Source organism: Acidovorax sp. CF316, from assembly GCF_000276605.1.
In the GTDB taxonomy this organism is placed as follows: domain Bacteria; phylum Pseudomonadota; class Gammaproteobacteria; order Burkholderiales; family Burkholderiaceae_C; genus Acidovorax.
This window is the reverse complement of sequence record NZ_AKJX01000277.1, coordinates 17787-27096: the sequence shown is the minus strand read 5'-3', so window position 1 is coordinate 27096 and position 9310 is coordinate 17787. Positions and strand designations below refer to the sequence as shown.

At 59.0% G+C, this 9310-nt stretch carries 9 protein-coding genes; 1 reads left to right on the top strand and 8 read right to left on the bottom strand.

All coding sequences use genetic code 11. From position 1 onward, the window contains the following. Positions 1-72: 72 nt before the first annotated feature. Positions 73-474: a hypothetical protein gene (locus PMI14_RS31170; protein WP_007861387.1), complete on the bottom strand. Its 402-nt coding sequence runs from the start codon at positions 472-474 to the stop codon at positions 73-75. A gap of 124 nt (positions 475-598) precedes the next feature. Further along, entirely contained in the window at positions 599-1501 is a 903-nt protein-coding gene (locus PMI14_RS31165) for a LysR family transcriptional regulator (RefSeq protein WP_007861380.1), read from the bottom strand. Between the two features lie 108 nt (positions 1502-1609). Between PMI14_RS31165 and PMI14_RS31160 the strand changes: the two genes are divergently transcribed. After that, positions 1610-2251 (top strand): NAD(P)-dependent oxidoreductase, encoded by a 642-nt coding sequence (locus PMI14_RS31160; protein WP_007861379.1) that lies wholly within the window; start codon positions 1610-1612, stop codon positions 2249-2251. A gap of 2055 nt (positions 2252-4306) precedes the next feature. On the opposite strand, the gene PMI14_RS31150 is transcribed toward PMI14_RS31160, so the two are convergent. From PMI14_RS31150 to PMI14_RS34530, 6 genes are all read right to left on the bottom strand, one after another. Continuing rightward, a complete protein-coding gene (locus tag PMI14_RS31150; protein ID WP_238541939.1) occupies positions 4307-4705 on the bottom strand; it encodes a Mov34/MPN/PAD-1 family protein in 399 nt (132 codons plus the stop codon). Beyond that, the gene (locus PMI14_RS34540; RefSeq protein WP_255344605.1) at positions 4693-5379 is read right to left on the bottom strand and encodes a ThiF family adenylyltransferase; all 687 of its coding nucleotides are present in this window, start codon (positions 5377-5379) and stop codon (positions 4693-4695) included. Before PMI14_RS34540 ends, PMI14_RS31150 begins: the two co-directional genes overlap by 13 nt. A 203-nt stretch (positions 5380-5582) precedes the next feature. Then, positions 5583-5891 carry a hypothetical protein gene (locus PMI14_RS33890; protein ID WP_052024557.1) on the bottom strand — a complete coding sequence of 103 codons (309 nt, stop codon included), beginning with the start codon at positions 5889-5891 and terminating at the stop codon, positions 5583-5585. Further along, a complete protein-coding gene (locus tag PMI14_RS34535; protein ID WP_007861378.1) occupies positions 5888-6832 on the bottom strand; it encodes a zinc metalloprotease in 945 nt (314 codons plus the stop codon). Before PMI14_RS34535 ends, PMI14_RS33890 begins: the two co-directional genes overlap by 4 nt. Positions 6833-7179: 347 nt before the next feature. Next, on the bottom strand, positions 7180-7314 hold the full coding sequence (locus tag PMI14_RS35820) for a hypothetical protein (RefSeq protein WP_007861377.1): 135 nt from the start codon (positions 7312-7314) through the stop codon (positions 7180-7182). A 1063-nt stretch (positions 7315-8377) separates the two neighbouring features. Continuing rightward, the gene (locus PMI14_RS34530; protein WP_081497450.1) at positions 8378-9154 is read right to left on the bottom strand and encodes a protein NO VEIN domain-containing protein; all 777 of its coding nucleotides are present in this window, start codon (positions 9152-9154) and stop codon (positions 8378-8380) included. Positions 9155-9310 lie beyond the last annotated feature (156 nt).

The following is a 9310-nucleotide window of genomic DNA, read 5'->3' as shown; positions in this document are numbered from 1 at the left end:
GTCCCCCTTCCCGAATGGCGCAGCCATTCGAGAGAAGGGGGAAGGCGCGAAGCGACTCAGGGGGTTGTTGTCTCATGCGATGGTGGTGACGTTTTCGCGGAAGTAGTCCACCTGGCCATCCCGTGAGTGGCTCACGATCCAGGTCAGGCTTTCCACCTCCCGCTGTTGTACCGCATAAAAGAAGCGCTGGTGGAACTGCGTGAGCACCCAGTCGTTGCCCAGCGGCTGGCTGTGGGTGTGCAGGATCTGCGTGCCCCGGGGAAACACCTCCACCGCCAGGCGCTGCAGCAGGGTGATCAGGCCCTGCTTGTCGCCGGCCACCTGCCAGCTGGTGTCGGCGCCGTCGCGGTAATGGTCGATGCGCAGGTCCACGTCGTCGGCCACCTGGGCCAGCAGGGTAGGCACGTCGCCGCGCGCAAAGGCGGCGATAACCTGGTCGATGGGGTAGGTGGGGGTGGCGGGGTTCGTCGTCATGGCAAGGCTCCTTGGGGGAAGAAAGAAGCCGCGACTGTAGGCAGGCCACTGCGCCCGCACAACGATGGAATTTATGGCCCGTGGCGATAAAAAACCGATGGATGTCCAGGGGCCCCTGCGGGGCTCAATCCAGCATGCCGGGGACCTGGCGCAGGTAGCTGTGCAGCGCCGCAATCGCCTGGCGCACCTTGGCGGGCTGCGCGTCGCGCTGGGGCGTCACGGCCCAGACGTCGAGCGTGCCCAGATCCCACTGCGGCAGCAGGCGCACCAGGCGGCCCGATTGCAGTGCATCGTGCACGTCGCTGCTGCCCAGCATGGCCACGCCCAGCCCGGCTTCGCACATCTGCTGCAGCGAGAGCTGGTTGTTGCTGGCGATGCGCGGCTCCATGCGCAGCGCGCGCGCCTCGCCGTGGTGGTTGCGCAGCTCGGCGAACATGCCCTCGCCATCGCGCACCAGGCCCAGCCAGGCGTGCGAGAGCAGGGCGTCGGGGTGCTGGGGCAGGCCGTGGCGCGCCACCCAGTCGGCCGAGGCGCAGAGGTAGACGTTCATCGCGCACAGGCGCCGTGCCGCCCAGCTCGAATCCTGCAGCCGGCCAAAGCGCACGGCCAGGTCGACGCGGGCGTTGATGAGGTCGATGGGCGCGTCGTCCACCAACAGGCGCAGGCGCAGCGCCGGGTGGGCCGCCAGCATGTCACCCAGTGCCGGTGCGATGTGCCGGGCAAAGCCCACCGTGGCAGACAGGCGCAGTTCGCCGCTCGGTGCATCGCGCGAGGCCGCCAGTTCGGCCCGCGCCTGCTCGGCCGCCGCCCACATGGCGGCGCAGCGCGCGTGGTAGCGCTGGCCGGCCTCGGTCAGCGCCAGCTGGCGCGTGGAGCGGTGCAGCAGGGTCACGCCGCCATCGCTTTCGAGCTTGCGCACCTGCTGGCTCACGGCCGAGGTGCTCATGCCCAGAGCGCGCGCCGCCCCGCTCATCGAGCCGTGCTGCACCACGGCGGCGAACACGGCCATGCGTTTCAGGTCGTCCATAGGGTCTTTGTGAAGCTGTACTTCAAGGTGAAGGTGGTTTTTGGGCTCTACCGCCTTCTTTGACAAGCCCATATTCTCACTGCATCGCTTCAACCAACGGAGAATCCTATGAAAATCGCCCTGATCGGCGCCACCGGCTTTGTCGGCTCGGCCGTGCTCGAAGAACTGCTGCGCCGCCAGCACCAGGTGACCGCCCTGGCCCGCAACCCCGGCAAGATCGCCGCCCGCGAAGGCCTCACCGTGGTGCAGGCCGATGCGCAGGACGCCGCCCAGGTGGCCCAGGCCGTGGCCGGCCAGGACGCCGTGGTCAACGCCTACAACCCCGGCTGGACCGTGCCCGACATCCACGACCAGTTCCTCGTCGGCACGCGTGCCATCTATGCGGGCGTGAAGCAGGCGGGCGTCAAGCGCCTGCTGGTGGTGGGCGGCGCGGGCAGCCTGTACGTGGCGCCCGGCGTGCAACTGGTGGATACGCCCAACTTCCCCGCCGAGTACAAGCCTGGCGCCCTGGCCGCCCGCGAGGCACTGAACCTGATCCGCAGCGAAACCTCGCTGGACTGGACCTTCCTCTCGCCCCCCATCCTGCTGGCCCCCGGTGAGCGCACCGGCCAGTACCGCCTGGGCACCGATGCACCGCTGATGAACGGTGAAGCCCCCGGCGGCATCAGCGTGGCCGACCTGGCCGTGGCCATCGCCGACGAGTTGGAGAACCCGCGCCACGTGCAGCAGCGCTTCACCGTGGCGAGCTGATCGCCTTCGGTATTCCGGGTAATTAAAGTCGTAAACACGCAAATAAAGTCGTAAACAGGCCCCTGGCATCCATGCGGGTTTGCGAACGGGTATCGCTGCCAACTAAAGTCGTAAACCCGTGTCTGCCTCTGGCGAGGGTTTGCGCAGCAGGGGGGCGTAGTGCTAGTCCGATGGAGCTCAGCTTTCGGACCGACCAGAGTAGCCACAATGCTTCTCACCGCTGCTTCGATGCGTCCAACGGGCGCATGCAATGCATCATCCGTTCGCGCGGGCGGAGCGTTTGCATGCACCCTGGATGTGCTGCGCGGTCGGATTGTCGGTAAATTCTGAAACTGGCTAAGAGCGTTACGGTGATGATGTGTAGCGCCATTGACTCCAACAATTGACTACAGCAAATAAAGTCCGTCGGATGCAAACAAGGTCCGTCGGGCATTTCCTGCATTGTGGAAATCAGCCAGACTCCTGCCGTCCCATCAAATCAGTCGGCGGGCTCGTTCCGCCTGAGTTGTTTTATTGCACTGAAGGCAGCAAGCAAGTGCCCTCTTGAGGCCAAGCACCGTTCGTGATAGCCCCCCAGATTGCTTCACTCACATCTCCCGAGACCAGAACCAGGTTTCGGGCTGCATTCAGCACCATGAGCGACCTCAGCAGTTGGTCTTCTTCAGGCGGAGTGCACAGATGATATCCCCGTCCCGACTCCGTTTTGACTACTGCCCCGGGCAGGTCTATGGCTTGCAGAGATGAAGTGACACGCAGTGACCCCGAATCGAGTTGGGCGGCAATGTGCAGTGTTCCATTGCCCCGCTGCAGGATGCGCCAGTGGTGCAGTTGAACCTCGGGATGTGACTGGACGTCTGGCGCCGGACGCTCGTTGACAAAGTGAAGCTCCATGATGAACCTCGTTGTGCTTCCTGGGGCAAGCAGGATAGCAAAGCCCTGCGTGCGCCTCGAGGTGGCCTCAATGGACGTTCGAAAGGGCATCGCTGGCTGCTCCTCAACAAAAAGGGCCTGCCGTCTGCATTCCGCCCTGCCTAGGAATTGAGCACTCCGTCGGAACCCGCGTAGATGCTGGCTTTGCAGGACATACCACGGTGATATCCACAGGTTCATCCACGGCTTGAGTGGACATTCTTCCGCGGGAAAGCCGTATGGCCGCTTATGCCTCTAGAGTCTCAGAAACGAGGCCTGCGCAAGCAATGTGGGAACTTCGGGGAGTTGCACTCCGTGTTGCCCTTGAAGCCCCGGGCCGTTGGGGGTATGTTGCTCCCATTGCAAGGAGCGACCATGTCGACCGTTCCATTTACAGTGGGGTCCCCGCCGACTTCCCTATAGCCGCGATCCCTTCTGCTCTCTCTGGCGCGCATCCCAAGATGAGTTTGGTCGAAGAGGATGGGAAGTTCTACGCCCCCGGCACCTCACCCTCCCAGGTCGCAAGCGCCTTTGAGGTCTGCGAGGACTTGGTCGTGCAGATGGTCCCTACTGTGAACGCAAACTGGCTTTGTTTCAGGGTGATCAGGAGGCTACGCTGAAAGCGGTTTTTCGGAGTCTGCTCAGCAAGAAGTGGTGCACTGACTCGCAATCCGAATGGATTGTGCGAAAAGCCGCCGAGCGGCTCGGCTGGCCTTTCTCCCAGTCGATCCTCGTTCCATAACGTTGTCATCCGGGTCGTCAGCTAACCAGGGTTCCATGGATGGCCGAGAGCTTGGCTGCTTCTGCTGAGAGGGAAAGTGTGGCGTGGTGAGTGCTGCAGAGTGAGAAACATGCAGATACGACGAAGGAACCGGCAGCCTCCAACTTGTCGCAAGCAAACAAGCAACGTCGAACTTTAGATGGGATCTGAATCAACTGCCGCTTGAGCTTCAACCTTTGCGGGCCCCCTGCGGGCTGCTTTGGCGGCTAAGGTATTGAGTTCCTCAGCAGGGAGGCTTGCTGAGCATTCTATGCTTGCGCCACTTGCAGTGGCCTTGCTTGCTGCAGCGCCTCAGGCGCATGGACTTAGGAGAATGCCGCTGCCCTTTGACGGAACCAGTTCCACATGCAAGCCTGCCGTGCCTACTATGACGGAAATGGGCGCTTGTCTTTCCGTCCGGAGGCTAATCTTTTCCACTCTGACCGGTCGATCCCAGACGGGGTGGGGAGATCTTCAGGATGCGTGTGCCACTCGCCCAAGTACCGAACCGTTCCTCGGCTGTCGCTCCACATTTTCTGAGAAATTTCCGCGTGGCCTTGCGGAAGGCGCTCGAATGAGCACCGCGACCTCAGGTCGTCGACCGTCGGGAACGTCGCGCCGACAAGGTTCAGATGCATGCCCCTAACCTCGCCGAGAAGCAGTCCACCAGCCTCGGCGTCACTACCCAGTCGCTGGATATGCTTGCGGAACACTTCGAGGACCTTGTCATCGAAGTTCACAAGGCTTCGCTTGTCCGGCGTCGACAATCCGCTTACGAACCGCATGCAGGACATCCGTGTTGCTTCACAAGGGTGCAGTCCGGCGTTGCGCTCTGAAACTGGCTATCGAGGATTCGCGTACGCAAGGTCGGCGCGTTGTCGTTGTTGACCCAGGAACTGACCATTTCGGCACCGAGCGCCGCCGCCTGCAGAGATACGGTCGCCGGAAATGGAACATACAGTCCTTCGCACCCCTGTCCCGCCAACAGCTTTGGCATCTCGCCCTCCACAGTCTGCAAAAGACCGACCCGATTCGCATCACAAAGGCAGCGATAGCAGCCACCCTTTTCGTTAGCCCTCATCACCCCTCGAACAGCGACGCCCGGCCCTTCGATCCATACCGTCAGAAGCGCAGCGTGCTGATGCTTTCGTGCCAGCAGATGCCCCAACGACTCCTCACCCGTGGCGTCGATGAGCAGGTCGAAATCGCCGAGCTCAATCTCACGGACGTCACGAGGGGTGGCCGCGATATTCGCACCTGGCGCCAAGGCCTCCAGCTCTCGCTTTAGTGCGACAGCCTTGTAGTTGAAAAGCCCCGAGAACCCAAGCCGATGGCGCCCTAGATTCTGCGGCCTCAGTCCATCAAAATCGACCAGCTCAAGCCTCCCATCGCCAGTACCGGCACCGGCCTTCACGAGGAGGTCGGCGAGATAACCGCCAATGGTTCCACAGCCGACCAGGACCAGCCGTTTCCCGGTGTGGATTACAACATTTAATCGGACTCTACAACTAATATTCGAACTGTGATCGGGTTGCAGTTCAACGAAATCAACTCACCAACAGTTCATCCGGCCGGTATCTCGCCTCGGTCCTTGAGCGGACGGTGGCTAGGACCGATATATACGCAGAACAAACCGCCATTTTGGTGGGCTCGGGGGGAGTGCTATATCTGCTTTAGCTTGAGGCTCTTGCCGTCCTCATCCGCAGTTGCTTCAAATGCAACTGGCTTCGAGCTGCCAGCACGCAGAAGCAGCAGACGCATGCCGTCAAACTCGTAAGTACCACTGGCCTTCAACGCACGGTCATCAGGCCCGGGCTGCCCTTCCACAAACGTACCATCCTGTAAGAACTCAAGTTGCTGGCGCCCGCGGCTTAGCGGGAGTGGCTCCCCAGCCGAGACAAACACCTTCGCGCCCACGCCATCGCGCTCGTGAGCATGGATCCATTGACCGAGGATTTCTGCCTTGTTCATGACCACAGTGATCTCCGAGGACCGTCAAGTGTGGCTTGCATCCGCGCCACTTGCTCCGGAGTGAACATGAACATTGCTTCGTCGTCGACGTAGTCCATATAGTTCATAAACATGTCTCCATTTGGACCATTCTGGCAGGTGACTTTTGGGAAGGTTGGTATTCCATAGTTGGGCCCTTCTGCATTCGGAGTGTCGTTTATCGAATCACCACCTGAGCAGTCTGGCGTGTCACCCCAGATATGCCGGAGGTTTAGATAGTGACCAACCTCATGGGTACAGGTCCGTCCTTTATTAAACGGAGCTACTGCGGTGCCTCCCGATCCGAATGCATTTATGGAAATTACAACCCCATCTGTATCTACCGGCCCTCCGGGGAACTGGGCGTATCCCAAAAGCCCGTCTTTCAATGGGCCTACCCATACATTCAGATATCTATCAGTAGGCCACGCGGCGCTACCGCCACGACTAGGATCCTTGATAGAGTCATTCTGACCAAACTCAATTTCATTAGTGGGGGCATAAATCACACCACTCGTAGCTATTCCGCTGGGGTCTTTGGTCGCCAATTGAAATTCGACCATGGCGTCTGCAACAAGCCCCTTCCAGACAGGCGGGACATTTTTCCGATCAAAGTTCTGAGCCCGAAAATCCTGATTCAAAGTCTTTAGCTGCGCATTAACCTGTGAAGTAGTTATCTTTGCTCCTCCAGGCGCTTGCAGTAGATGCACCACAACTGAAATTGTGTATGGCTTTTTGGGGGCCGTCTTTGCAACTCGGCGAGCAGCCATGAAATTGTGTTCAATCTCAGTTTGCGCGATCCTATACTGGGGAAATTGCTCAACCAGCCAATAATGCATAGACATACAGCCACATTTGCGCTGTGGAGGGGGCGAAGCTGGTTTGTTTGGCTTCTTCGCCTTGGAACTACTTTTGGCAACCATGATTGCATCCTTAGTGAAAAAAATTGACGATTAAACCCTCAGAGAATCAGTGCACGCGAATGGTTAGCTCCTGGATATTAACCACCGCCGCAGAATTTATTTGCATTCGAACACTTTCCCGGCACGACCAGCTGGGCCTGGTTGAACTGTGCCCACCAAAGGCAACCAATCAGAATAGCCAAAACCTTGCGCATCACCTGCTCCTTGCGTTCCTTAGCGTACGTTATCCGCGATAAGTTCGCGCAGGTCAATCTTCAAATTGCAATTTAATGGAAGTATCCGAAGCCGCCTAAGATCAATGAAGGAACGACTGCCTACGCTTTGTGATTTTCACCCTCAGCAGCCATTTACTCTTGTGGGATCGGAAAGTCATCGTCGAACTGCTTGGCCAGCAGCTTGCATGGGTCCTCCGGTGCCACCTCGTCATAGGCGGAAACCAACGCCTCGTTCAACGCCGTGAGTTCGTTCTCGAAATTCGTCATCTACACCATAGCCATCCTGCGCGTCAGTTTGTCATAGGGCATTGCGGGAAGGTGCACGTTGGTCCGCTCGTGCGCGCCCTCGTTGTGGTTGATCGACGAGAAGCGGCCGAGTGCATATTTCGGTCGCTGCTGCTCAGTGGGGTCGAACTGGGTTGGAAATGGGGGAACTGCGCTAACTAGACACAAAGATCGGCTCTCGTGGAAATTCTCAGGTCGCGACGATGAGCATCTGTTCAGCTTCGCCGAGTCGCCTACTTGGGTGATACAGGGCACTGGGGCGACCAGCTAGACACCCGCTATCGGCCTCGGCCTAGGCTGTGTGAAAACGCGCATGACGCCATCAGCTTGACGACCGGCTCAGAAGTCGGCCGCTCAGATCGGCCTACAACGCACGATCGCGATAGGAGCAATGGTTGAATTACCCCCGCAAAGCCCTGCATCGACGTTCGCACAGCCCGGGCCGATAGCGAAAATCTAGCCCACCCCCCAACTTTTCCTCAGCGAGGGTTTAGCAGGCTATGTGCCGCCTTCTGCTCGCGGTGTCGAACTCGGTATATACGGTGCCAAACCGGCTGTCCAGGGGAGCCGAAATACGCAGCCGAGGATGCTCTGCGTCAGTGAGACCCTCGCCTCTAGGTCCAGCGCCGCGCCCGAGGTGCTCTGCTTAAGCTTGAACCAGTTCACCGCGCACTGCGTCAGCAAGATGCTGAGCACGCGACCGCCCGACAGTCTTTGGTTGCGCCAGCGCTTGAAGTAGCTAACGCAGCGGCGGTACTGCGCTCAATCAGCGCCATCGATGATCTGGTTGTTGAAAAAGTCCGTGGGGCCCTGGGGATCCGCGTCTTCCCACAGGGCTTGTACCTCAACTGCGTCTTCAGGCAAACGTTGAGGGTTCGGCTTCTTGAAAAACGCGAATGGCAGGCTTTGCGCCGAGGCACTTGAGATCCGGCAAAGGGGCTACGGAAAGTAAGCCGTCCTATGCCGGAAGCTCCGTGCTCAAGCCACCAGAAAGGACACGGTGGACATCAAGAGTGGGGTGGGCGGCTGATACAGAAGAGTTAACTTACGCCCTCTGAGTGCATTCCCAGGCCAAAGGGTCCAAGTCGAAAATCCGCTCGACCTCCTGAATGGTCATGACTTGCTGCTTGGGAGCCGTCCTGGCACTTGTCACCATGACCAATCGCCACCCCTCGTCAAAACCAGCGCACTGCCGTTCGTTGCGCGTGAGGAAAAAGCGCGGAGTCGAAGCATCCGTCCCTTTGACCTCAAGCTTGAGCGTGGAAAGAGCATTGATCGCCAGCAGGTCATAGCCCAGATTCAGGCTCTGCACGTCTTCAACCGTATAGCCCTGCGCTTCGAAGGACACTTGAACGAAATGCACAGCTGCGAGCTCGACAGCTCTGCGGGTTTCAGGATTGGCGTAGCCACAATCAACGCCGACATGCACAGTCGAGCTATCGGTGCCTTCGAGTTTCAGGATGCCAGCGACCCCATCAGCGAGGCGGTCTCCTCGATACGTCTCAATACTTGCATGATCTGTCAAGTAGGCAATGGCGCGATAGCTGCCTGCCAGGGTCCAGGCGTTGGTGCCCATCTTTATGTAAGTTGGAACAGCAACGCCAGATTTCAGAAACAGCCTTGCCCTTGCTTCAATGTTTGGACCTTTGCCTACCACCACATACCCTGGCGCGGTGGAGTTCAGCTCTCTTCTCAGAGCCAGACCCTTCACTAGGTTGCCTTTAGTCCGAATGTAGTCGATGCCGCCAGCGGTGCGCCTTGCCAGTTCGGGAGTGGTGATGATTTGGCCACTTTGTGTAGTTGTCAGCTGATGTTTTGTCATGCTCGCATTGTCGCCATAGGGCTGCAGTCTGTCGCCGGAGCCCCAATAAGCAATCCGTTATTCGCGTTCACTTTGTGTAAGGACGGATCGGTGAACGAAACGATCATTTTGTAGCGACTCGGACTTTCTACTCCACAATGATATTGTATCGGAGGC

Excerpts from the sequence above, each read along its gene's own strand:
- PMI14_RS35820 (WP_007861377.1), bottom strand. The coding sequence starts at position 7,314 with ATGACGAATTTCGAGAACGAACTCACGGCGTTGAACGAGGCGTTGGTT.
- PMI14_RS34530 (WP_081497450.1), bottom strand. The coding sequence starts at position 9,154 with ATGACAAAACATCAGCTGACAACTACACAAAGTGGCCAAATCATCACC.
- PMI14_RS33890 (WP_052024557.1), bottom strand. The coding sequence starts at position 5,891 with ATGAACAAGGCAGAAATCCTCGGTCAATGGATCCATGCTCACGAGCGC.
- PMI14_RS31170 (WP_007861387.1), bottom strand. The coding sequence starts at position 474 with ATGACGACGAACCCCGCCACCCCCACCTACCCCATCGACCAGGTTATC.
- PMI14_RS31160 (WP_007861379.1), top strand. The coding sequence starts at position 1,610 with ATGAAAATCGCCCTGATCGGCGCCACCGGCTTTGTCGGCTCGGCCGTG.
- PMI14_RS34535 (WP_007861378.1), bottom strand. The coding sequence starts at position 6,832 with ATGGTTGCCAAAAGTAGTTCCAAGGCGAAGAAGCCAAACAAACCAGCT.
- PMI14_RS31150 (WP_238541939.1), bottom strand. The coding sequence starts at position 4,705 with ATGCGGTTCGTAAGCGGATTGTCGACGCCGGACAAGCGAAGCCTTGTG.
- PMI14_RS31165 (WP_007861380.1), bottom strand. The coding sequence starts at position 1,501 with ATGGACGACCTGAAACGCATGGCCGTGTTCGCCGCCGTGGTGCAGCAC.